Genomic DNA, 23,610 nt, shown 5'->3' on the forward strand with positions numbered 1-23,610 from the left:
GTTCTCTTTTTGTCTTGTATAACCCATTGCGGACAGGTAATCCTAAACGTAGCTATATCGTGTGTATGATTGAACTATAGGGATAACACGATGAAGTGAACCAGGTAGCATAACTGGCTTGAAGCAGGATTATTGCTCATGAGTACAGTTATGTTCAGGATAGGACGGATGATGGGATGCATTGGAAAAAGCAATGGATGATGCAGGTTTGTGGTGTGTTGCTTGTAATAGGTGTGTTAAGTGGTTGTGCACTGGATCGACAATATACGCCTGAGCAGATTTTTAAGAGAGCAGTTGCAGGAATGGCTGGCAAAGAGATGGTAACGTTTACTGGACGGACTGCAATTAGAGCAGACAGTGGTCTGCCAACGAATAAGCAGTTTGAATATCGCGGTAGGCTAAGAAATCACGATGAATTGACCATGCACTGGGGTTCTGCAGAGGCTTTCCGTAAGCAAGGTGGCTACACAGCTCTGAAACAAGGTAAGTCCGAGCATGATGTTACACAGGAACGTTTTATTCGTCAGAGTGGGAAATGGGTTTCGCTGACATCCGGTTATCCTCCTGTGGTTGGAAATGGTATGTTAAATCGCTTCAATCCGATTCAGGAGCTTGAGGAATTAAATACACTGAATAAGAGCATTCGTATGGAAACGGGAGCTGCCCGGGGAACTTGGGTGTTGAGGATTGAACCGGAATCTGCTTCGGCAAAGCGCTGGTTGAAAGATCGTTTAATAAAAGAAATGAATACGTTAAACCCTCAAATCGTGATATTAAAAACGCAGCAGACAGGAACGAATCGAGAGCTGCGAAAGAAGCTGAGCCAAATATGGGCGCAAAGTTGTGAGGATATGAATAACCAGCTGGAGCAATCCATTGTGCATACGGTGTATCATTTGACCATAGATCGCCAAACAGGTTTACCCTTAAAGCTTTCATCCGAATGCCAGATTACCCGACAGGGAGAAAATGAAGATCTGCATCAAGAGGCTTTGATAACCAGAGTTACTTTTGAGGACTACAAGTAACGTGGCGGGCGTGATACAATGAATTTTGAATTAACCATCGTTCAAAAAGAATGAAATAGAGAAGGAGAGACACTACATGAAAGATCCTAGAATACTTAAGCTGGCGGAAAATCTGGTAGGTTACTCTGTTGAAGTGCAGCCTGGAGAAAATGTATTAATCGAAATGATTGGTACAGAGCGCGACTTACTTAACGCCATCATTCATGAAGTTGGTAAAAAAGGTGGAAATGTTTTTGTACAACTTACAGACCGTAAGGTACAGAGCACCATGCTTCGTCACGCGACAAAGGAGATGCTGGAGACCTGGGCTGAGATTGACCTTAACCGGATGAAGCAAATGCACTGCTATATCGGAATTCGTGCAGGTGAAAATGTAAATGATTTGTCAGATGTGCCGGAAGATAAAATGAAATTGTATAATTCCATTTATCAGCATGCGGTACATAGCGAACAACGGGTGAAACACACCAAATGGGTAGTGCTGCGTTATCCGAATGACAGCATGGCTCAATTGGCGAATATCAGCACAGAAGCGTTCGAAGATTTTTATTTCGATGTGTGTAATCTGGATTATGCAAAAATGGACAAAGCTCAAGATGCATTGGCAGACCTGATGAATCGGACGGACAAGGTACGGATTAGTGGACCGGGTACGGATTTGAATTTCTCTATTAAGCAAATTGGAGCTATCAAGTGTTCAGGTCAATGTAATATCCCGGATGGCGAAGTATACAGCGCGCCTGTACGTGATTCCGTTAACGGAACGATCAGCTACAATGCACAAACCCTGTATAATGGCATTACTTTTGAAAATGTTAAATTCCGTTTTGAAAATGGTAAGATCGTGGAAGCAACGAGTAACGATACGAAGCGGCTGAATGATATTCTCGATTCTGACGAGGGAGCACGTTATATTGGCGAGTTTGCCATCGGGTTTAATCCGCACATCTTACATCCAATGAAGGATATTTTGTTTGACGAGAAAATCGCCGGCAGCTTACATTTTACACCGGGTCAAGCTTATGAAACAGCGGATAACGGTAATCGTTCATCGATCCACTGGGATTTGGTGTTGATTCAGCGTCCAGAATATGGCGGTGGTGAAATTTATTTTGACGATGTTTTGATTCGTAAAGATGGCATCTTTGTACTGCCTGAGCTGGAGCCATTAAACCCTGAAAATTTAAAATAACGATATCCGTTCTTGCTGAGAAAGCGATTTCAATGTATCATTATGGATGAGTAACGATACATGACAATTCAGTAAAGCGAGGGATTTCTATGTCCAATAATAACGCGGCGGTTGTTGAAATTGCACAGACGGCGAGCAAGTTCACCTCTTCCATCGTCCTTCATTCCGAAAATAAGTATATTGATGTGAAAAGTATACTGGGCTTGTTTACGACCCTAGTCAGCAGCCATAGCTATGAACTACACGTTCATGGACCAGATGCGGAGGAAGCCAAGAAAGCGATCATCGAGGTGTTCGAGAAGCACGGACTTCATATTTCAGTAGCCAGCTAACTTTATTCTTGAAGCAAAAGCATCCCTACCTGTAACTGTAGGGATGCTTTTTTTGTCAGGTTCTTGTATTAGCCTGCAATTTGGTCTAATATTAAGGATAGGACGTCTTGTGCGACATTGAGACATAGGGGGGAAGAATCCATGACTTCATCTGATTTGCAGGAACAATTGAATATCAAGGCTATTAATCTGCTTCAGGAAGATGCAGATAAAATAAAGAAGCTTATTGAAGTACAGATGGAGAATCTGGCAACCCGTTATTGCCCTCTCTATGAGGAAGTGCTGGATACTCAGATGTACGGATTTTCCAAGGAAGTGGATTTTGCGGTTCGCGCTGGACTTCTTCCGGAAATGGTAGGTAAACAGCTGGTCAGTGAGCTGGAACGCAATCTGGCTATTCTATATGAGGCCATGAATAATAAGGCCAATTAGGAAGACGGTTGAATTGATGAGAGCATGCGGAGCTTGAGAGCATGCTTTTTTTGATGCCTTTTTTTAAAAAAATGTTCTTTTAGGATGGTAAAAGCGCATCCCCTTCCACCATCCTAATGAACATTTTAAAACCTTAAAAAGCTACACAAGAAAGAAGGATACACCTAACAATACATACACTACCAATAGCATGAGCCCCTCATACCAGTTGGTTGAGCCGTCTTGGGTGATGGATTTGGCGATAAATACAGCGACAGCAATGGCGACCAGCTCAATAGTAGTGAAAACAATATTCATCGTGTTTCCCATAAAGTAACTGACAAATATCAGCACAGGGGCAACAAATAGCGCAATTTGCAAACTGCTGCCGACAGCTATTTCAACCGATGCACCGATTTTATTCTTCATCGCCAGTAAAATAGCAGCGCTGTGTTCGGCTGCATTACCAATAATAGCGACGAGGAAGGCACCTACGAACAATTCGCTGAGCCCAAATTGGGTCGTAAACACCTCCAGCGTACCTACCAGCCATTCGCTGACAAAAGCGACCATGACGGTAGCAAGTATCAAATAGGCAATGGATTTGTTTCTGGACCATACAGGGGCATGCTCATGTGGTAATTCTTCATCTTTTTGTTCGGTCACATCAGATAAATAGTCCTTATGCGTAATCATAGAAAAAATAAGCCACGCAATATACGCGACAATGAGCGTGCCTGCGACAATGAGGCTGAGCGTATCTGATTCGCTATCCGTGATAACGTGTGTGTTCAAAAAGACAGCTGGAACGAACAAGGCAATAACAGCCACAATCATCAGAGAACCACTTAATCCAGCCAGCGATATATTGAAATTTTGTACTTTGTACTTTAAACCGCCAGCGAACAGACTTGCTCCTAGCACCAACAGCAGATTGCCGATGATAGAACCGGTAAGACTGGCCTTTACCATATCGTAAAGACCTTCTTTAACAAGAAAGATGGCGATGATCAGTTCGGCTGCGTTACCAAAGGTGGCATTTAAGAATCCACCTAAACGTTGGCCAGCATAATGCGCGACGCTTTCGGTCGCCCTGCCGAGGAAACCGGCTACGAATACAACAGAAATTGCACAAATGACAAATTGGGCTATAGCGTTCCAATGCGTGTAATGAGCGACTGCGCTAAGAGCAAATGTCGCTATAAGCAAAGCGGGAGATAACCATTTTTTCAATGAAGAGCACCTCGATATCAATAAATGTGTACAAGTTTGGTGAAAGCTGTCACTTCAGCATTTTGCATAATTCGATTCCCATCGCACATAAGTACAATATATAGACGAACTAAAGCGTTTCGATCTATATATTGCTGATTGGAAAACACTCTTGGGGTTTATGCAAAATGCTCACTTGTATGGATTTTCTAAATTAATATACCCAAAATGATATAGGTTGTAAACGAAAGTTGTTTTTCATACGTAGGGTTTGCATTTGGAGTGGCTGAGGCTTTACAATACAAATAAAGGATGGATGAAGGGGGACATAGGTCATGGCAGAGCAAATTCAACAACTGGAAGCAGGAAACATCAAGATTTCCAACGATGTCGTGGGTAAAATTGCCGGGATGGCCGCATTAGAGACACCGGGCATTGCTGCAATGTCAGGCGGTTTATCGGAAGGCTGGGCCAAAAGGCTGAGCGGTAAAAATGTGCAAAAAGGCGTATCAGTGGAGGTTGGACAGCTGGAAGCTGCCATTGATCTACGTATTATCGTACTCTACGAAACACCTATTCATGAGGTGTCCCGAATTCTTCAGCAAAATGTACGAGAAGCCGTCGAAAGTATGACAGGTTTGCGGGTCGTGGAAGTGAACGTAAAAGTGGAAGGTGTCGCGTTCAAGGACGACGCAGTGTAATAGAATCAAGGACCGATAATTCTACATTTTTAACCAATTGTATACATGCCGGGAATTCCGTAGGATAACCCGAATAAAAACACGAAAACTGGTGGTTATAGAATCGCCAGTTTTCGTTTTATGAATCAACAGCATAGCCATTTTTGCAGAAGGTTTCCGTATTTTTATACATAACCAAAAGAACTTCCAAAGCCACCGTTGTAAGTGGTCCTTGGAAGTTCTTTTTTTAGCGAAAACGGTTGGTTCTACGAGTTTGAAAGCGATTGGGTACTTCATTACGGACAGCTACCCCTGTGGTGCGTTCCTGCACCGCTTGTTTGGTGTTCTCACGAGAAATACTGAGCATAATGCCCATCGAAAACATCATGACAAGCAAGGAGGAGCCACCAAAGCTGATAAATGGAAGCGTTACGCCAGTGATTGGAATTGTTTGGGTTACACCGCCGATGTTAATGAAGGCCTGAATGGCGATCAAACCCATGATACCGGTGCCTACCAACGTTCCGAACGGATCATGGCAACGCAGAGCAATGATCATGCCTCGCCAAATGAAATACAAATATAGCATCAGGAATATGGCTGTTCCGATAAATCCGAATTCTTCACCAATTACAGAAAAGATAAAATCATTAAATGAATTAGGAAGATAGTGAAGCTTGATAATACCTTTACCAAATCCTGACCCGTTTAAGCCGCCTTCACCTATAGCTTGCAAGGACTGTACCAGATTGTATCCCGTTCCTTGTCTATATTTCTCGGGATTAAGAAAGGCCTGAAAGCGTCCGATTTTGTAATCTTGCTTGGCAGCAGCTTGTCCATCTGTGGTTCCAGAATCTCCTCCAAACAACGACCCAATACCAAATACAATGGAGGCGCCTAGCACGAGCAGAACAATTGATGCTGTAATATGCTTGACACTGGCTCCCCCGGCATAAATAATCAGACCACTCGTAGCAACCAAAATGAAGCAGGAGCCTAAATCAGGTTGAAGCATGATGAGTCCTGCAACACAGCCTACAATGACGGTTACAGGTATGTAGCCAGTCCGCAGATCTCTAAAGCGATCTCCTTTTTTGACAATCAGTGCAGATAAGTAAAGAATGATGGAAATTTTCGCAAGCTCCGTTGGCTGGAAACCAACACTACCAAACCTGAGCCAGCTTTTTGCGCCGTTAAGTGAGCCTGTAAAAAGAACGATGATTAGCAGTAATATAGTTATGAAAAATAAAGGTACAAAAAGCTTTTTATATTTTTCCATCTTAATATTCATAGCTACCAACATAATAAAAAGTCCAAGTACAGCAAATGCAGATTGGCGCTTCACAAAATATAAAGAGTCAAAATTGTATTCTTTATTCAGCAAAGCTACGCTGGAGCTGGAGCTAAATACCATAATTACACCGAATCCAACCAGTAACAAAGTGAGGATCAGCAATTGGAAATCCGGTGTGCCTCTTCTTCGAGTCTCCGGCTTCGTATTTCTCATATCAGCTTCCCCCGGTATTCGCCACAAGGTATATTCCTCGCAGACGGTTATCATTTTATCGTTTACCCATTTTATCATATTATGTTTGATGGGCTTCTGCAACCTCCCTGGAGCAACAGATATCACAACAATTCCATATCTGCTACAATAGGATAAAAATGAAGACTTGAGAGCAGCGGTGCATACGTGGTGACGCTGCATGATGAATCGGGAACTTGCCCGGTGCTTTAAAAGGAGAGGTGGAGCATTATGACACAACATGCGATAGACAAGACCTGGTTTGACCAGTTGCAAGAAAATATGGTGGAGTGGCGTAGACATTTACATAAGAATCCCGAAATTTCCTTTCAGGAAAGCAAAACTGCAGCTTTTGTAGCGGATAAGTTGGAGAGTTGGGGAATCGAGATTCGCCGTCAGGTAGGGGGACACGGTGTTGTAGGCACCATTCGTGGTGCTAAACCCGGGCCTGTCGTCCTGCTGCGTGCCGATATGGATGCTCTTCCTATTCAGGATGAAAAGGAATGTGAATATCGCTCCAACGTAGACGGAGCCATGCATGCTTGCGGCCATGATGGACATACATCCGCGCTACTTGGAACGGCTTACTATTTCAGTCTGAATCGGGACGAGCTGCAAGGAGAAATTCGGTTGTTGTTCCAACCTGCGGAGGAATTGCTGCCTGGCGGAGCGGTCAGTGTAATAAAGGATGGTATATTGGAAGGTGTGGACGTCATTTATGGTATCCATTTATGGACACCTTTTCCTGTCGGAACGGCTGCGAGTTGTGCAGGGCCGCTGATGGCGGCGGCAGATGATTTTTATATTGAAATCACAGGTAAGGGTGGGCATGGTGGGATGCCTCAGTCCACTAATGATAGTGTCGTGGCGGGCTCAGCTCTTGTCATGCAATTGCAAAGTGTCGTAAGTCGTTCAGTCGACCCATTACGACCTGCCGTGCTGACGGTGGGAACCATCCAAGGGGGCTCTGCGCAAAATGTGATCGCAGAAACGTGTCGCTTGAGTGGAACGATTCGTACGTTTGATGAGGAGACACGAACGGTGATGAAGGAGCGACTGCATGAGGTAACAGAGCTCACAGCCGCAACATACGGTACAACAGCACAGGTTCGCTATATTATGGGATACCCACCAGTTGTCAATGACGCACATGAAGCATCTCGTTTCTTTAATGAAGCAAAATCTGTTTTCGGCAAGGAGAATGTACAGGAAGCGTCGAAGCTGATGCCTGCTGAAGATTTTGCGTATTATTTGGAACGTGTGCCAGGTTGCTTCATGTTCGTAGGAGCGGGTAACCCAGCTAAAGGAGCGGTTTATCCACACCATCATCCTAAATTTGACTTTGATGAGGATGCTATGATTAACGCGGTTCGGTTGTTTATTGCGATGTCTACGGGATACGCTGCGGAACGAAAAGCAGGGGCAATTAAGGGCTAAAATGAGTTGAATTGGGAACGGTTCAATCTGGAGTATGAGCTGAATGAAATGGGGTACCCTACTCTTGAAAAGGAGGGAGTACCCATGAAAAAGGTTCAGGAAGTTATGACTAAAGAATGCGTAACGGTTACCCCGCAGGACAATATTTATGAAATTGCGGTCAAAATGAAGGACAATGATACTGGTTTTATTCCGGTTGTGGAAAGCGAAGGCAGTGATAAGTTGATCGGCGTAGTAACGGACCGTGATCTTGTCGTTCGCGGTTATGCGGCTAAAAATTCGGGTTCGGGTTCAGTCGATACGGTTATGACGACAGGTATTCGTACAGCCAGTGCGGACATGTCGGTGGACCAAGCAGCTGAACTGATGGCGGAGCAGCAAATCCGTCGGTTGCCTGTGACGGAAGGAGACCGTCTGATCGGGATTGTCTCGATCGGGGATTTGGCTGTTCGTAATATTTTTGCAGACAACGCTGGAGAGGCGCTTAGTCATATTTCCGAGCAGGTCCACTAGAAGAATAATTAAGGTAGGCATTTGTTTGGGAGGTCTTTACCCCGGGCGTTAAATCAGGAGTTCAACCCGAATATGGGTTGGGCTCCTTGCTATTCTGGTTGATATTCGAATAAACGGATAAGCTATTTATTATATAACTGAATCAATTTCATAATACCTTTAGCTGCTTCAATCAAAACTAGTTATAGATCAAAATGATTCGATTTGTCTGTATCTAGTTACAACCACCAAACTTTAATGAGTTATGAAATTGATTCAACTTTAAAATGATGTATTGTTAGATTATCAGGAGGTAGTCATGAATCCAGATCATCCTTGTATTGTACAACGTGATTTTACCGTTCTGCTGGAAATGGCCTTGCCCGGTTCGGAATGGGCTCGTTCACAGTTGCAGATTTATGCGGAGCTGGTTAAAAGTCCGTCCGCTTTTCATACATACCACATCACTCCACTGTCTTTGTGGAATGCAGCTGCCCTCGGATGGAGTGCTGAGGACATTCAAAATAGTTTGTATTCCATGTCCCGTTGGGATATTCCACGTGATTTGTTGAATGATATTGAACAGCTCGTTTCTCGTTATGGGACGTTGACGCTTTCACGAGAGGGTACGGAAGAAGAGCGAACTTATAGCACAGATACGATTGACGCATACCGTGCTGAGCATGAGCCAGACGGAGGTATAAAGACAGGGAAAGCCAACAGCTATACAATAGGTGATCGCTTGATCTTGGCAGCAGAGACCCCCGCTTTACTGAATGAGCTACTGACCAAGCAAGAGCTAAAACAGCTTGGTTTACTTCGCGTTGATGAGGAAAGCGCATCGGTCCCGCCCGAAAATCGGGGCTTGCTCAAGCAGGAATTAACTCGCTTGGGATATCCCGTTGTGGATACGGCAGGCTATCTTGTAGGGAATCAGCTTAGTTTTACCTTGGGAAAGGGACAAACGAAGTTGCAGCTTCGTGATTATCAAGTAAAGGCCGCTGATGCGTTTGAAGGAGCGGACGGCTTAGGGGGTAGTGGTGTACTGGTGCTTCCATGCGGAGCTGGAAAAACAGTGATAGGCATGGCGGTGATGAATCGGCTTCAGTGTGAAGTGCTTATTCTAACATCTAATACTACTTCTGTACGGCAATGGGTAGAAGAATTAAAGCAAAAGACGGATATTTCTGCCGATTCCATCGGGGAATATAGTGGTCAGAAAAAAGAAGTGCGCCCGATTACGGTGGCAACATACCAAATTTTGACACACCGTCGCACCAAGGATGGGGATTTTGAGCATATGAAACTGCTGAGTGAGCGGAAGTGGGGACTCATTATATATGATGAGGTTCATTTGCTGCCCGCGCCAGTATTCCGGGCGACGGCTGACATTCAGGCTACCCGTCGTTTGGGGTTAACGGCCACGCTGGTTCGAGAGGATGGTTGTGAACGGGATGTGTTCTCTTTAATTGGGCCCAAACGGTATGATATGCCATGGAAGGAGCTGGAGCGACAGGGCTGGATCGCTCAGGTCGATTGTGTGGAGTTGCGGCTTCCAATGACAGCTGAACTTTTGGAGCGCAGTATGCGTGCTGAGGGCAGACAGCAGTACCGAATTGCAGCCGAAAATCCGATCAAACTGGAGGCGGTGCGTAGCCTGATGCAGCAGCACAGTGGTTTGCCCACGCTCATTATTGGTCAATATTTGGACCAGTTGCGTACATTGGCTCAGGAGCTCGGTGTCCCACTGATTACGGGTTCAATGAGCCAGACGGAGCGGGTGCGTTGGTTTGATGCATTCCGCAAGGGTGCAATTCGGACCCTATTGGTGTCCAAGGTTGCAAACTTTGCGGTGGATCTGCCGGATGCAGCAGTAGCCATAGAGGTATCGGGCAGCTTTGGCTCTCGCCAGGAAGAAGCGCAGCGACTGGGACGCATTTTGCGACCAAAGTCAGGCGAGAATAAAGCTTATTTTTATGCTCTAGTGACGGAGAATAGCAAGGAGATGGATTTTGCAGCTCGTCGTCAGCTGTTCCTGATTGAGCAAGGCTATGAATATGCGGTTCGCAGATTTAGTGTGACAGAGGCTATTGGAAGCAGGGATGCTAAGTCTGGAGATCGTGGAAAGAAAAAGGAGGCCTAATCAAGAATGGGCGTAACGAACACGCAAGACAGCTGGAATGAGCTTTCATCGGATGAGCTGCTGGTACTTAGACGATGCTTTATTCGGCACGCGGGACAGCCCATGAAGGAAGAAGAACCTATACAGCTTACCCGGGGATCGTTAAGCGGAGTCGAAACGAAACTGGCACTGCGTGGATTACGTGCCCGGGGCTGGCTGGAGGCTGTTACCAAATCGTGGGGCGAACGAATTTTATATATCCCGGTTTATCGACTACCGGATCTGTACGATATGTTGTTAGAGGAAAATCCAATGAACATGATGCATTCGGATCATCCGATAACGGTACATGAATCAATGACAGGCCTGGAGTCGGAATTGCTGCATGCGTTGTCACGTATTGCAGTACAGGGCGTCCCTTTGACGGCCAAAGGAACCATACATAAGCGATCATTGCAAAAATTGAATGAACTGACCCCCTTTCGCCCGGAGGACCTGATGGGTCTTGGGTTGCATTATGCGCATGCAGAGCTGTATCCTGTGCAAACGGTGGTCATGATGGATTTGCTACTCAGTTTGGGGCTGTTAGTGAAAGAAACGGTGTCTTTTCGCATTCAGGAAACGGAACTGGCGACTTGGATTCGTTTGTCTGCTTGGCAAATGCGCAAGCATATTTTTGCTACACTCATGGAAAGATACGGCAAGGCCGAAGCATCCATGCAGCATTTTCGCTATATGCTGTGTGCCGTCTCCCAGTATATGGGAATAGAAGGGTGGATATCTATCAAGTGTCTGCTGCAATGGATGCTTCAAGTAGGCCTAATCCAGCAGGAGAGTACGAGCGGAGCTGATTCCAAGAACGGCGCCCTTTTAGACCTTATTCCTACAACCTCAAATCCGGAAGGGTTTGCGGGAGAAACGGGTTCTGATTTTAATTTTAATGGATCTTTCATGGAGGGATTGGAGGGTTGGCTGAAGGCCCTGACTGCGTTTGGAATGGGTGATTGGGGCCAGACTGCATCGGGTAAACTGTGTTTTCGCTGGAATGTATCTGTGTTAGACATGCTTCGTCCCAATAATTACGAGGATACAAATCAAGAACAAGGTACTTTTTATGTACAACCTGATTTTGAAATATTGGTTCCGCCAGATGTGGCATATGATGTGCGCTGGCGACTGGAATGCTGCTGTGAACGTGTGACAGGAGATCGGATGGCAATATACCGGATCACCAGAGAAAGTGTTACAGAGGCAATCGAGTTAGGGATGGAAGCTAAAGCAATTCCTGCTCTACTGGACAAGTTCAGCCGGACAGGCGTGCCTGATCATGTACGTATGGCGGTAGAACAGTGGGCAGGCGATGTCGGACGGACGGCATTTGCAACGGTAACACTTTTGCGATGTAGCACACAGGAGGATGCAGACATGGTTGCACGCCATCCCGCGCTGGAAGGATTGCTGGAACGGCTTGGCGACAAGGACTTTATTATTCCGGCGAGCTCTGTTGTCAAAATACGAAAAACGCTTGCTGCAATAGGATTAGGTCCACGTCGTGAACCCGAAGGTGTGGACGAGCCAGCTCATCATTATCCACTGATTTCGGAAACAGAGAACATAAATTCAGGCAGCCTCAACAGTGAAATGGAGTCCGAACCTATTCAAGCCCGTTCTATATTTTCCCAAGAGGGGAGAGCAGGTTTGGTTTATACAGGGCGAACGCTGCACTTTTACGAACAAGAGCATACACTGCCTGATCCGTCTGACTATTTTCCAGAAAGATCTACAGTCCCCTCCTCATGGACAAAAGAATGGAGGAGTTACCATACTTCCACTGCCCGGCAGTTGATCGAGCAAGCGATTCGTTGGCAGGCTGCTGTGGGGCTGCGAATCGGTGGGAAAGAGGTTAAATGGATACCGGAGGCGGTGGTTTCCGGTGCACCATGGAGTGTCACAGGCTGGTATGCCTCAGGAAGGGATGACGAAACACTTTCTCCTGCGACCTTACAGCCAAGTGAATGGTCAGACATGCGCTTGCTGGTTCCTTTTACATAGTAGGGCCAGGAAGTGCATGAAACTCCTTCTTCTCAAAAGAAGGATGTGGTATGATAAATGAGTCTACTTTTACAGGGTAGAACTTTATATAAAGTGAGATGAACATTCATGAGCGTAGCCGAATTGAACACGGTCAATATGGCAGAAGTGCTTATTAACGCCTATGAATTGGGCGATATGGTCAACCGATCCTTTGAGGTATCGGATTATTTATATTGGAAACAGCGTGTGGAATTGAATCCGTCTATTCAGGCGTGTGTACGCAAGCTGGATGCCAAAAAGGAGCTATTCGCGGAAACGGAGCGTTTTGGGCATTTTCATCCGAACTATCATGAAGCGAAGGATGCAGTGCAGGTCGTTGAGCTGGAACTGGAACAATTCGTGGATGTTAAGGAGTTCAAACGAGCCGAAAAGGCGCTGGATGATATGCTTCATGCCATGTCTGAAACGATTGCATATTCCGTGTCCGAGACTATTAAGGTGCCGAGCAACGATCCGAATGTGAAAAAAGGCGGATGTGGCAGCGGAGGGAAATGCTCCTGTGGATAGGTCATAGGAATGATACCGAGTGGAGGGGAGATGAAGCGAATGTTTGCCGAGCGGACAGGGTACATCATTTGGGTAAGCGATATCAAGGCTGCCCGCAATCTGGAGAAATACGGAAATGTCCACTTTATTTCAAAGCGTATGCATTATGTAGTGATATATATGAATGCGGATCGGGCAGAAGACACCGTTAAAAATATTCGCAGACTTTCCTATGTGCGTAAGGTCGAGCGCTCTTTTCGAAATGAGATTAGGACGGATTACAACGACGATAAGGAAAAGATGAAAGAATATGAGATATAAGATCAAATGTCTATAAATTGTAAACTTTTCTTGAAAGGTCAGCCTACAGGCTGGCTTTTTTTTGTGAAGTCAGGACTTTTGCATAATGGTCTTGATGCTGTTAGACCTAAAAAATCTTTAAATATCACCCATAAACTTCAATTTTGTAACTTGTAGTCCCGGGTCTGTTGAGGTAACATATGAATATATTGGTAGATATAAAGACCTATCTGGTGGGGAGAGTGATCCCGTGCGTGACAAAGCAATGCAGCGATGGAGTACATACGAACCGTTCTATGTGGAGATGGGCGATAAAAAAGTCGCCGATATCGTGATAACAAATCATGCGAAAACACGTTACTTAGATCGGGTAGAGCAGAAACAGTCCGAGACGAATCATATCGCCGCCTGGCTTTGGGAATGCCTGAAGCAAAACAGGATGGAGTCCTATTATCATAACGAAGAGGATGTATATTTAATTGATGGTGATCTGGTCGTCGTGGCCGAATTTGGAGAGTTGCCCGGCGAGATGGATATTGCGGGGAATCCGCTTCACAAAATGATTGTCATTACCTTTTTGGGCCGGATGTCGGAGACCATTGAATTAAGGGATTTGAAGTCATACTATTCATGGTTACGCCATTCGCGGCGCATGACACTGATGAAAAGCACTCGTAAGCAAAAATAGACGGTCATTTGGAGAACGGCTTCAGATGAAAAAATCTCCAAACTTCCTGAATACCGTTAAGTTTAAGTAGAAAGTATGCAGTTATTAGCTGCATGCTTTTTTTATTTTCCAATAATAAAACTACCCAATTCAGTAAGTTTACTTGGAAATGCTTCGACAGACGTTTTTCTTATGTTAAAATAGGGAGAACAGAGGGGAGAGGGCTGTCAGTATGAACTTTCATCAGTTGCACATTTTTTATACCGTAGCGGAACGCGGGAGCTTCTCGGCGGCGGCACAAGCGCTGCATATGACACAACCTGCGGTGACGATGCAAATTCAGTCTTTGGAAGATTATTTTGGCACAAAACTGCTGCAACGTTCGACTAAAAAAATCGAACTTTCAGAGGCGGGAGCGACACTCCTGCCTTTTGCGAAAAAAAGCATGCAACTGATCAGGGAAGCTGACGAGGCGATGTCTGCTTTTACTCACATGTTGGAGGGAAGATTGCATATTGGCGCCAGCCTAACGATTGGTGAGTATATTGTACCCAGAATGCTGGGACCGTTTGGTCAGGAATACCCTCATATACGCATGGCGATGAATGTGATGAATACAACTCAGATTATGGATGATATACTAAAACATCAGCTGAATTTAGGACTGATTGAGGCCCCAGTCCAGCATCCGGATATCGTGGTGGAACCTGTGATGCAGGACGAACTGAAATTGATTGTGCCTTCAGGACATGCGCTGGCCAAGGCTAAAAAAGTGGTTCTGGAAGATGTGTTCAAGCATCCTTTTGTAGCCAGAGAAAAGGGATCTGGTACACGTCAAGTAATAGAAGATGAGCTGAAAAATCGTGGTATGGATGCCTCCCGACTTGGGATTGTAATGGAGATGGGGAGCACTGGAGCGGTTAAATCGGCGGTGGAGGCTGGACTGGGTATTACCATGCTATCACCATCTTCGGTGAAGCATGAAGTTGCGCTCGGATTATTGAAAATTGTAAATATTTCAGATATCACGTTCAAACGAGAATTTTATGCAATTCATTTGAAGTCGGCGTTGTTGCCGATTCCGGTAGTAACCTTCCTGTCTTACTTGCGTCGTCATGATCAGGGAACGGACGTCCTGAGGGACTCGCAGGACGAGCTTGCAAAGGTGAAAGAGAAGGAGGATGTATAATGAAGGAGCAGATTAACGTAAAACGATATGATTTACACACACACACCCAAGCATCTGACGGAATGCAACCACCTGCAGATAATGTGCGCTGGGCCAAGGAAAAAGGACTGGCAGGTGTGGCCATTACAGATCATGATACGGTAGCTGGCCTGGAGGAAGCTCTGGAAGAGGGAAAACGCATAGGAATTACTGTGGTGCCAGGAGTGGAAATTAGTACTCGAGCTGGCGATAAGGATATTCATATACTCGGTTATTTTATGGATTACCGCAATAAAGTGTTTTTGGAACGGTTGGAAAAGCTTCGCCAGGCACGGGATACCCGTAATGATTTGATTTTGAGTCAATTGCGTAGTCTGGGTGTGGAAATCACACTGGATGAAGTGGTGGCTACGATGGGCAGACCGCTGGCACCAGATGAAAGCATTGGACGTCCGCATATGGCGGATACGCTGGTTCAAAAAGGATATGCGAAGGATATGCGGGACGCGTTTGACCGTTACTTGGCGGAAGGAGCGCCCGGATATGTGTCTGTACCCCGTGTAGAGCCTGCGGAGGCCATAAACTGGATTCGTGAAGCAGGAGGGGTACCTGTGGTGGCCCACCCTGGCTTGTACGGAAATGATGAGCTGGTTCGTTCTATTATAGAGGAGGCGAAGCCTGCGGGCTTGGAGGTGCGACATTCGGACCATGATGCTGAGGCTGAGAGCCGATATACTGCGATGGCGGCGCAATATGGGCTCATTGCAACTGGCGGCTCGGATTTTCACGGCGCGCGTCAAGGTGTTATTTTTCACGGTGATCTGGGTAGCCGTAGTGTGGAAGGGCAGGTAGTCGAGGAATTGAGGAAGGCTGCTGTTGGACAAAAGTAAATAAAAAGCCCCTTGCCTTATGCATGGAACACAAGAAGTGTATCGTGCAAAGAACAAAGGGCTTTTTTTGTGGATTCAATAGGCTAGTAGGACTTAGCCGTTTTTGATGCGATTCGGCAGCTTTTTGACTAGTTCCTCATCGGGTGTAATGAAAAGCGTACGCTGATGGTCGTAGATGACAAAGCCAGGTTTGGCTCCGCTAGGCTTACGTACATGTCGAATCAGGGTGGCGTCCACAGGTACACTGCTGGACTGCTTGGCCTGACTAAAATAAGCAGCGAGTTGAGCTGCTTCCTCCAGCGTCGCATCTCCGAATTGCTCAGCACGTATAACGACGTGTGACCCCGGAATATCCTTTGTGTGCAGCCAGGTGTCATTTGGTCCGGCCAGTCGATTTGTTACATATTCATTTTGCAAGTTGTTTTTGCCAACCAGTAACTCGATACCTTCGGATGATGTATAGACGTGCAGGGTTGGACGGTCGTTTTTCTTCTTTTTCTTTCCTTTTTTGACCCGATCTCTGAGATAGCCCTGCTGAACCAGTTCTTCACGTATTTCCTCAATGTCATTCATAGAGGCATGGGCTAGCTGCTGAAGAAGACTGTCCATATAACGGATTTCTTCGTGTGTTTTCTCCAGTTGTTCGTCAATGACAGCCAGGCTGTTTTTATATTTGTTGTATTTTTTAAAATACCGTTGTGCATTATCCGACGGGTTGAGTAGTGGGTCCAGTGGGATGGTCATTGGACGCTGTTCCTCATCATAGAAGTTGGTGAGCGTCACTTCTTTGTCCCCTTTTTTCACCTCATGCAGCGAAGCGAACAGCAACTCTCCATAAATGCGAAATTGATCGGCATCTTCCGCCTCGGCCAAATCCTGCTGGAGATAGTCGAGTTTTTTTACATTTTTACTTCGCTCGTTTTGCAGAAACCGCAGTAGGTCACTGACCTTTTGCTTAACCGTATCCCTTTCTGCCTTTTCACCGAAGAAGTCCTCCATACACTCACTGATCGTAGCGTATTCCTTACGTTCTCCTTGGATCAACGTCAGCGGAATAGCTGAGAATATCACTTTATCTTGTGCATTTAGTCCAGATACCGGCTGAAAACGATGATTCCGCACGTCATCCATGATGTGACTGAATGTACTCCATAGTGAATGATCACTACCACCAGATACTTCATTAGTTACTCGAGTTAGTATCTCTTCAGCAATGAGGGGACTGAGCCCGGTAAAAGTGTTCACGATCCAGCGTTTGGGGGTTTCTTCGGCCTCAATCGCTGTTTGATACGAGGATCTGAAAGCCGCCTCTTCTGTTTCTAGTGGATTCAGCTTGTTTTGTTCAGGAGGCTCCGTGTATTGAAAGCCGGGCATAATGACCCGATAGCTGCTAATAGACGGTGTAACATGATGAATGCCATCTAGCATCACGCCTGTTTCCGGGTCAAGCAAAATAATGTTGCTGTGTCTGCCCATCAGTTCAATGATAATTCGTTTGAGTGAAACATCTCCCAGTTCATCACGTTGACGTACATCCATGTGAATAATACGCTCCATGCCCACCTGCGTGATTTTCTCAATAACGCCTCCTTCGCAATGCTTGCGAAGAAGCATACAAAACATAGGAGCTTCTGTCGGATTAAGAAAGCTTTGTTCTGTAAAATGTACACGCGGGAAGGTCGGATTAGCTGACAGCAGCAGCTTTACGCTTCCGCCTTGTGCCCGCAGATTCAGCACGATATCGCGATCGTTTGGCTGATGTATTTTATTAATGCGCCCGCCTCGGATGCCTTGCAGTTCGTGTACGATAGCGCGGGTTACGATTCCGTCCAATGCCATAATTATGTTCTCCTTTGAAGCAAATGTATTTTCGCCTTCCTACTATGATACATAACTTTGGGACAAAACTTAAGCGGCTTTGTGATATTTCAGATCCTGTCCGAATAGATTGAATCTAGAAAGTCTGTCCAGCTTATCAGCAATCGTGGCACAAAAATATAATAACGGGCAGCCATCCTACGCACAACCGACGGAAGCGGACTATCTGACCGGGAGGGAATTGGGGAGAATGGAACAAGCACACTGGCACCAATTAAGCAATGAACAGCTTTCAACAAGTCTGGAAGTCGACCCGAAGCAGGGTCTTTCGGAGGAACAGCTTGCGGAACGAAGAGAAAGGTCAGGATGGAATGAGCTGAGCGAGGGGAAGCGAGTTTCGGCGATCTTGCTGCTGCTCAACCAGTTCAAGGATTTTATGATGCTTGTATTGATGGGAGCGACCCTGATATCCGGCCTGCTTGGCGAGTATTTGGACGCGATTACCATTATTGCTATTGTTGTACTGAATGGAATTCTTGGCTTTGTACAGGAATTCAGAGCTGAGCGTTCATTGCGAGCTTTGAGACAACTATCGGCTCCGACGGCCAAAGTGTTGCGGGGCGGAAAACGAATTCAAGTTCAAGCCAGAGAACTGGTACCGGGTGATATTGTGCTGCTGGAAAGTGGTGATCGCATTCCCGCAGATGTAAGGTGGTTGAGTACGAACGGCTGTGATGTAGAGGAGTCCGCCCTGACAGGTGAATCGGTTCCGGTGAGTAAGCATTGCCGCCCTATTCATGCCGCCGAGGTACCACTTGGGGATCAAAAAAACATCGGTTTTATGGGCACGATGATGACTAGAGGAACCGCACAAGGAATAGTTATACGTACAGGTATGAGTACCGAAATGGGTAAGATCGCAGACTTGATAGAAAATACGGAGTCGCAGGAGACACCGTTGCAGCACAGATTGGAGCAATTGGGCAAAATTTTGATTATCGTAGCGTTGGCGCTAACGGTGCTCGTTGTCGTAGCAGGCATTTTACATGGACAGCCAGCCATGAGCATGTTCTTGGCCGGAGTGAGCTTGGCTGTGGCGGCTATACCGGAAGGGTTGCCAGCTATTGTGACGATTGCGCTCGCATTGGGTGTGCAGCGTATGATTAAACGAAAGGCGATTGTGCGTAAGCTGCCTTCTGTTGAAACGCTCGGCTGTGCATCTGTCATTTGTTCCGACAAAACGGGTACCCTGACCCAAAATAAAATGACGGTTACCAAGCTATGGCTGGACGGCCGCTTCTGGGGAGTTACGGGAGAGGGCTATGACCCTCACGGGCATATTATGGATAGAGACCTTCCTGCCGATCTTAAAAACGGACAATCTCTGCGTAGACTGCTGCAAGCCAGTGTGCTTTGCAACAATGCGGAAATTGTTCAAGCCGATACAGAGGAGCTACGTTCGAAAAAGAAAACCAAAGAGCCGACGCCGTCCTCCGTTTGGGAGCTAAAGGGTGATCCGACGGAAGGAGCGCTGGTCACGTTAGCTGCCAAGGGGGGAGTCACGCGACAAGGGCTATATGAGCTATACACAAGGGAGCGAGAATTTCCTTTTGACTCGGATCGGAAGCGAATGTCGGTACTCGTACGCCACCAGGGAGGACACATTGTCTTTGCCAAAGGTGCACCGGATGTATTGCTGGGCCAGTGCTCCTACATTTTATGGGAAGGAAATGTCGTTCCGTTAACGGGTACGCTGCGCCAAAAGGTACTGGCAGCTAACGAAGGAATGGCCTCGGAGGCGCTACGTGTACTTGGTGTCGCTTACCGTGATATCCGCGCGCATGAGCGTGTCTCCACGGTTGAGGAGGCTGAAGCACAACTGATCTTTATCGGGCTGACAGGCATGATTGATCCGCCACGTCGCGAGGTTCGCGAAGCCATTGGCAAGTGTCGTCGTGCTGGCATTCGCACTGTGATGATTACCGGAGATCACGGTACAACTGCAGAGGCCATTGCACAGCAGCTGGGCATTTTTCAGCGCGGATCCCACGTGTTAACAGGACAGGAATTGTCTGCGATGGATGATGCGTCGCTGGACAAAGCCGTTGATACCGTCTCTGTATATGCACGGGTTTCGCCGGAGCACAAGCTACGGATCGTCAAGTCACTGCAAAGGCGCGGACATGTCGTAGCCATGACTGGAGATGGCGTCAATGACGCTCCAGCGATAAAGGCGTCGGACATCGGCATTGCAATGGGTATTACAGGGACGGACGTGACCAAAGAAGCGGCTGCGCTTGTTCTGAGTGATGATAATTTCTCTACGATTGTAGCCGCAATTGAGGAAGGACGGAATATTTACGAGAATATCCGTAAATTTATCCGTTATCTACTCGCCTCCAATGTGGGTGAAATTTTGACGATGTTTTTTGCCATGATGGCCGGGCTGCCATTACCTTTGTTACCGATCCAGATTTTATGGGTGAATCTGGTGACAGATGGCCTACCAGCGATGGCTCTGGGGGTGGACCAACCAGAAAAGGATCTCATGGAGCACAAACCTCGTGGCGCAAAGGAAAATATTTTTGCTCGTCGACTGGGCTGGAAAATCATTAGTCGTGGCTTGTTGATTGGTTTATGTACGCTAGCGGCCTTCTGGCTGACATTACGTATTGCACCGGATGACGCAGGACAACTGATCAAAGCACAGTCCGTTGCCTTTGCTACGCTAGTTCTGGCGCAGTTAATTCATGTGTTTGATTGCCGCAGTTCCCGTTCTATTTTCCATCGTAATCCGTTTCAAAATAGTTATCTTGTGCTTGCCGTGCTGTCTTCAATAGTACTAATGCTAGTGGTTATGTACGTGCCTATGCTGCAACCTATTTTCAAAACGGTACCGCTCGGTTTGCGTGAGTGGGCGCTATCCATTGTCGCAGCTGGGATTCCGACGTTTCTGATGGGAGCGGGAAGTGTGTGGGGCGGTCGACGCAACCGTCGTCGCGGCGGAAATACACACTTTTCAGCGGGACGTACGAAGTTTTCATCCTAGAAATCGGGTTATGCATATCGCATCGCTTTCCCACTATTGCCCTGTATGATATCATGGGATCAAAGCTTCATGAGGAACATGACATCAGCAGCAACGGCGGAGGTAAGCTATGGAATTCACAAAAATGAACGGTCTAGGTAATGATTTTATCGTTTGGTTTGGGCATCAGGAGTTGCCGTCTGACGCCTCGGAATTAGCTGTTCGGCTATGTGATCGACATTTTGGTGTTGGCGCCGATGGGTTGGTATATATATTGCCATCAGAAAAAGCGGATTTCTGCATGCGCATTATTAACTCGGACGGCTCAGAGGCCGAACAATGCGGTAATGCTATCCGTTGTGCTGCCAAATACGTATATGACCGTAAGCATATCAACCGTGAACAGATCACGATTGAGACGCTGGGTGCAGGTGTACAGCAGGTCGAACTAACTGTAGAGAATGGACTTGTTCGTATGGTGAAGGTAGATATGGGAGAGCCAATTCTTGAGGGTTTGAAGATTCCGACTACTCTGGATCTGACTAGCGTAATTAATGAGCCCATTGAAGCTGGAGGAAGTGGTTTTCGCTTTACGGCTGTATCTATGGGGAATCCGCACTGTGTCATTTATGTGGAGGATGCGCCAAGCTTTGATCTGGAAGCCTGGGGGCCAAAGCTGGAATGCCATCCGTTATTCCCTAAAAAAACAAATGTTGAGTTCGCCACGGTACGTAGCCGTAAGCATATAGATATGAGAGTATGGGAGAGAGGAGCCGGGCCGACGCTAGCTTGTGGAACCGGGGCCTGTGCTACGCTTGTTGCTTCTGTACTAAACGGATATAGCGACCGCCACGCCATTGTAAGCCTGAAGGGCGGCGATCTGGATATCGAATGGAGCGAGGAAGATAATCACATATATATGACGGGTCCGGCTGAGATCGTGTACGAAGGTCGTCTGTTCTGAATCATGTGACTATAAAGATAACGTGCAACTACTTATGAATCGTATAGAAGTGAGTGAAAAGAAGACCTTAGTAGGTCTTCTCAGATTGTCGAGAAACCCCGTCATTTTGAGACGTGGGTTTCTTTTTTACATCATAATGCTCTGGTCTCTGGAGAAGCAGGGGGGTTACCCCTGTTTCTCCAGGCGATCTAGGTGGATCGCCATCTTCTTCATGTTCTGCACGGCTGCCGTCATAAGGGCGTGTTCCCTGACGTTTGGAAGACCGCGCAAACGGCAATAGCGAAACCCATGGAGCTCTTTGGCATCCGCGAAGCTTCGCTCAATCGTCTCTTTTCGTTTGCGGTACAGCTTTTTACCAGATGGGCTCAGCCGGTTGCTCCGTACCCACTCTTTGCTGTCTTCCCAGACATGCCGAGTCACCACTTTGCGGTGGTTTCGAGACTGGGTACACTGACTTAGCAGTGGGCAATGCTGGCACTGAGCTGGGTCAGAGGCATACTGCCGGTATCCCTTACGGTCCGTCGTTCGGTAGGGCAGTTCCTGTTGGGCTGGGCATCTATACGCATTGCGTTTGGCATCGTATTCAAACTTCCATTTCGGAAACAGTCCTTGTCTGGGATGGAATCTTCGGTGAGCAATCACGGCAAAAATCTTTCGGTTCTGCAAACCTCGGCAAATCGGCGTTGTTAAATAACCTGAATCTAGTGCAACAGCTTCTACTTGAAAACCAAAACGTTCTCTTTGGCGATCCAAACGGAACAAATAGGGGACAGAATCATGTACATTCCCCGGTGTCACATGCACGTCCGTAATCAGATTGTACTTCATATCCACCGTGCGGTGGTCCAGATAGAAGAAGCCTTCGGGCTTGCCATCACGGATCATATAGCCGCTGTCCGGGTCTGTTTTGCTCACTTTAATTTCTTTTTCTTCGTTCACTTCCTCTCGGGATTTTAAGGCTTTTTTCCGTGGTTTCTCCGGTCATCCTTCACCGCTTCGTTCAGCTCGTCCATATAGTCTTTAGTATTCTGCAACACTTGTTCTTTGGTGTACTGGTGCCTGTTAGCATTGGCTTTGACGTGTGTGGAATCGGTGACGAGAACACGCCCACCCACCATTCGGTGAGAGATCGCCTGCAGCACAATTTCATCGAAGATATCTTGAAAGATCGTGGTGTCTTTAAAGCGAGTACGACGATTCCAGCTAATCGTCGTATGGTCCGGAACTTTATCCGTTAAGCCCAACCTCAGAAACCAACGATAAGCTAGGTTCGTCTGAATTTCTCGCTCGAGTTGCCGTTCTGAGCGAATGCCATAGAAATAACCGAGAAAGATCATTTTAAACAATACGGTAGGATCAATGGCAGGACGCCCGTTGTCTGCACAATACAGTGATCGAACTTTATCATCGATAAACGAAAAATCGATATACTTATCTACTTTGCGGAGCAAGTGATCTTGAGGAACCAGATCTTCGATGGAAACAAATTCGTAGGATTGTTGTTTTTCGCGGTTGGAGCGTAGCATATCAACACCATCCGTTCTACAATAGTTACCTATATTATACAACATTAACGCGGTGTCGTCTTAAACAAAATTAACATAAAATAGGCTGTCGAGACTTTCTCGACAGCCTGAGAAGACCTTAGTAGGTCTTCTTTTTTTGGACTTAGATGCCCCTGTATACAAGGAATATGATGAACAAAGCAACATTCTGTCTTTTTTTGGCGCCTGAACGATGTATAATATAGAAAATGAAAAACAA

20 protein-coding genes are annotated in these 23,610 nt (G+C 46.4%); 16 read left to right on the top strand and 4 right to left on the bottom strand.

The window, feature by feature from the left end:
- The first annotated feature begins 176 nt into the window (after positions 1–176).
- The 4 genes from ACEN8J_RS06830 (at position 177) to ACEN8J_RS06845 (ending at position 2,984) form a co-directional block, all read left to right on the top strand.
- Positions 177–1,028, top strand: coding sequence for a hypothetical protein (locus ACEN8J_RS06830; protein ID WP_141695450.1), 852 nt, complete (start codon positions 177–179; stop codon positions 1,026–1,028).
- 76 nt (positions 1,029–1,104) lie between these two features.
- A complete protein-coding gene (locus ACEN8J_RS06835; RefSeq protein WP_029517644.1) occupies positions 1,105–2,220 on the top strand; it encodes an aminopeptidase in 1,116 nt (371 codons plus the stop codon).
- A gap of 89 nt (positions 2,221–2,309) precedes the next feature.
- Complete coding sequence (locus ACEN8J_RS06840) at positions 2,310–2,552, top strand: HPr family phosphocarrier protein (protein ID WP_013310915.1); 243 nt, start codon at positions 2,310–2,312, stop codon at positions 2,550–2,552.
- A 141-nt stretch (positions 2,553–2,693) separates the two neighbouring features.
- On the top strand, positions 2,694–2,984 hold the full coding sequence (locus ACEN8J_RS06845) for an Fpa/YlaN family protein (RefSeq protein WP_007431028.1): 291 nt from the start codon (positions 2,694–2,696) through the stop codon (positions 2,982–2,984).
- A gap of 141 nt (positions 2,985–3,125) precedes the next feature.
- On the opposite strand, the gene cax is transcribed toward ACEN8J_RS06845, so the two are convergent.
- Entirely contained in the window at positions 3,126–4,196 is a 1,071-nt protein-coding gene (gene cax, locus ACEN8J_RS06850; RefSeq protein WP_029517643.1) for a calcium/proton exchanger, read from the bottom strand.
- 314 nt (positions 4,197–4,510) lie between these two features.
- Here cax and ACEN8J_RS06855 point away from each other — a divergent pair, with 314 nt between their 5' ends.
- Entirely contained in the window at positions 4,511–4,876 is a 366-nt protein-coding gene (locus tag ACEN8J_RS06855) for an Asp23/Gls24 family envelope stress response protein (protein WP_013310912.1), read from the top strand.
- A 226-nt stretch (positions 4,877–5,102) separates the two neighbouring features.
- Here the strand turns inward: ACEN8J_RS06855 and ftsW are convergent, their stop codons facing one another.
- Positions 5,103–6,362, bottom strand: a complete 1,260-nt coding sequence (gene ftsW, locus ACEN8J_RS06860) for a putative lipid II flippase FtsW (RefSeq protein ID WP_029517642.1) — start codon at positions 6,360–6,362, stop codon at positions 5,103–5,105.
- A 249-nt stretch (positions 6,363–6,611) separates the two neighbouring features.
- Here ftsW and ACEN8J_RS06865 point away from each other — a divergent pair, with 249 nt between their 5' ends.
- From ACEN8J_RS06865 to ACEN8J_RS06905, 9 genes are all read left to right on the top strand, one after another.
- Positions 6,612–7,817, top strand: coding sequence for a M20 family metallopeptidase (locus ACEN8J_RS06865; protein ID WP_495594370.1), 1,206 nt, complete (start codon positions 6,612–6,614; stop codon positions 7,815–7,817).
- Between the two features lie 84 nt (positions 7,818–7,901).
- Entirely contained in the window at positions 7,902–8,330 is a 429-nt protein-coding gene (locus ACEN8J_RS06870; protein ID WP_029517640.1) for a CBS domain-containing protein, read from the top strand.
- 298 nt (positions 8,331–8,628) lie between these two features.
- Positions 8,629–10,452: a DNA repair helicase XPB gene (locus ACEN8J_RS06875; RefSeq protein WP_495594371.1), complete on the top strand. Its 1,824-nt coding sequence runs from the start codon at positions 8,629–8,631 to the stop codon at positions 10,450–10,452.
- A gap of 6 nt (positions 10,453–10,458) precedes the next feature.
- Positions 10,459–12,483, top strand: coding sequence for a helicase-associated domain-containing protein (locus ACEN8J_RS06880; RefSeq protein ID WP_342434281.1), 2,025 nt, complete (start codon positions 10,459–10,461; stop codon positions 12,481–12,483).
- Between the two features lie 108 nt (positions 12,484–12,591).
- A complete protein-coding gene (locus ACEN8J_RS06885; RefSeq protein WP_013310906.1) occupies positions 12,592–13,032 on the top strand; it encodes a YlbF/YmcA family competence regulator in 441 nt (146 codons plus the stop codon).
- Positions 13,033–13,071: 39 nt separating this feature from the next.
- Entirely contained in the window at positions 13,072–13,332 is a 261-nt protein-coding gene (locus ACEN8J_RS06890; protein WP_029517637.1) for a YlbG family protein, read from the top strand.
- 229 nt (positions 13,333–13,561) lie between these two features.
- Positions 13,562–13,999, top strand: coding sequence for a hypothetical protein (locus ACEN8J_RS06895; protein ID WP_025717787.1), 438 nt, complete (start codon positions 13,562–13,564; stop codon positions 13,997–13,999).
- Positions 14,000–14,210: 211 nt separating this feature from the next.
- A complete protein-coding gene (locus ACEN8J_RS06900) occupies positions 14,211–15,167 on the top strand; it encodes a selenium metabolism-associated LysR family transcriptional regulator (protein ID WP_069010585.1) in 957 nt (318 codons plus the stop codon).
- The gene (locus ACEN8J_RS06905) at positions 15,167–16,036 is read left to right on the top strand and encodes a PHP domain-containing protein (RefSeq protein WP_039270856.1); all 870 of its coding nucleotides are present in this window, start codon (positions 15,167–15,169) and stop codon (positions 16,034–16,036) included. Before ACEN8J_RS06900 ends, ACEN8J_RS06905 begins: the two co-directional genes overlap by 1 nt.
- 93 nt (positions 16,037–16,129) lie before the next feature.
- Here ACEN8J_RS06905 and ACEN8J_RS06910 read toward each other — a convergent pair whose 3' ends face one another.
- Positions 16,130–17,875, bottom strand: coding sequence for an Rqc2 family fibronectin-binding protein (locus tag ACEN8J_RS06910; protein WP_318627902.1), 1,746 nt, complete (start codon positions 17,873–17,875; stop codon positions 16,130–16,132).
- 229 nt (positions 17,876–18,104) lie between these two features.
- On the opposite strand from ACEN8J_RS06910, the gene ACEN8J_RS06915 reads away from it, so the two are divergent.
- Positions 18,105–20,903 (top strand): calcium-translocating P-type ATPase, SERCA-type, encoded by a 2,799-nt coding sequence (locus ACEN8J_RS06915; RefSeq protein ID WP_495594372.1) that lies wholly within the window; start codon positions 18,105–18,107, stop codon positions 20,901–20,903.
- Positions 20,904–21,012: 109 nt separating this feature from the next.
- On the top strand, positions 21,013–21,846 hold the full coding sequence (gene dapF / locus ACEN8J_RS06920; RefSeq protein WP_029517632.1) for a diaminopimelate epimerase: 834 nt from the start codon (positions 21,013–21,015) through the stop codon (positions 21,844–21,846).
- A gap of 165 nt (positions 21,847–22,011) precedes the next feature.
- Here dapF and ACEN8J_RS06925 read toward each other — a convergent pair.
- A protein-coding gene (locus ACEN8J_RS06925) for an IS1182 family transposase (protein ID WP_495594373.1) occupies positions 22,012–23,372 on the bottom strand; the annotation gives its coding sequence in 2 pieces (ribosomal slippage) (positions 22,012–22,805 and positions 22,805–23,372; 1,362 coding nt in all).
- Positions 23,373–23,610: the final 238 nt, after the last annotated feature.

It is taken from the genome of Paenibacillus sp. Paensp38, from assembly GCF_059491915.1.

Excerpts from the sequence above, each read along its gene's own strand:
- ACEN8J_RS06880 (WP_342434281.1), top strand. The coding sequence starts at position 10,459 with ATGGGCGTAACGAACACGCAAGACAGCTGGAATGAGCTTTCATCGGAT.
- ACEN8J_RS06890 (WP_029517637.1), top strand. The coding sequence starts at position 13,072 with ATGTTTGCCGAGCGGACAGGGTACATCATTTGGGTAAGCGATATCAAG.
- ACEN8J_RS06910 (WP_318627902.1), bottom strand. The coding sequence starts at position 17,875 with ATGGCATTGGACGGAATCGTAACCCGCGCTATCGTACACGAACTGCAA.
- ACEN8J_RS06905 (WP_039270856.1), top strand. The coding sequence starts at position 15,167 with ATGAAGGAGCAGATTAACGTAAAACGATATGATTTACACACACACACC.
- ftsW (WP_029517642.1), bottom strand. The coding sequence starts at position 6,362 with ATGAGAAATACGAAGCCGGAGACTCGAAGAAGAGGCACACCGGATTTC.
- ACEN8J_RS06900 (WP_069010585.1), top strand. The coding sequence starts at position 14,211 with ATGAACTTTCATCAGTTGCACATTTTTTATACCGTAGCGGAACGCGGG.
- ACEN8J_RS06885 (WP_013310906.1), top strand. The coding sequence starts at position 12,592 with ATGAGCGTAGCCGAATTGAACACGGTCAATATGGCAGAAGTGCTTATT.
- ACEN8J_RS06840 (WP_013310915.1), top strand. The coding sequence starts at position 2,310 with ATGTCCAATAATAACGCGGCGGTTGTTGAAATTGCACAGACGGCGAGC.
- ACEN8J_RS06845 (WP_007431028.1), top strand. The coding sequence starts at position 2,694 with ATGACTTCATCTGATTTGCAGGAACAATTGAATATCAAGGCTATTAAT.
- ACEN8J_RS06870 (WP_029517640.1), top strand. The coding sequence starts at position 7,902 with ATGAAAAAGGTTCAGGAAGTTATGACTAAAGAATGCGTAACGGTTACC.
- ACEN8J_RS06875 (WP_495594371.1), top strand. The coding sequence starts at position 8,629 with ATGAATCCAGATCATCCTTGTATTGTACAACGTGATTTTACCGTTCTG.
- ACEN8J_RS06865 (WP_495594370.1), top strand. The coding sequence starts at position 6,612 with ATGACACAACATGCGATAGACAAGACCTGGTTTGACCAGTTGCAAGAA.
- ACEN8J_RS06915 (WP_495594372.1), top strand. The coding sequence starts at position 18,105 with ATGGAACAAGCACACTGGCACCAATTAAGCAATGAACAGCTTTCAACA.
- ACEN8J_RS06835 (WP_029517644.1), top strand. The coding sequence starts at position 1,105 with ATGAAAGATCCTAGAATACTTAAGCTGGCGGAAAATCTGGTAGGTTAC.
- ACEN8J_RS06855 (WP_013310912.1), top strand. The coding sequence starts at position 4,511 with ATGGCAGAGCAAATTCAACAACTGGAAGCAGGAAACATCAAGATTTCC.
- dapF (WP_029517632.1), top strand. The coding sequence starts at position 21,013 with ATGGAATTCACAAAAATGAACGGTCTAGGTAATGATTTTATCGTTTGG.
- ACEN8J_RS06830 (WP_141695450.1), top strand. The coding sequence starts at position 177 with ATGCATTGGAAAAAGCAATGGATGATGCAGGTTTGTGGTGTGTTGCTT.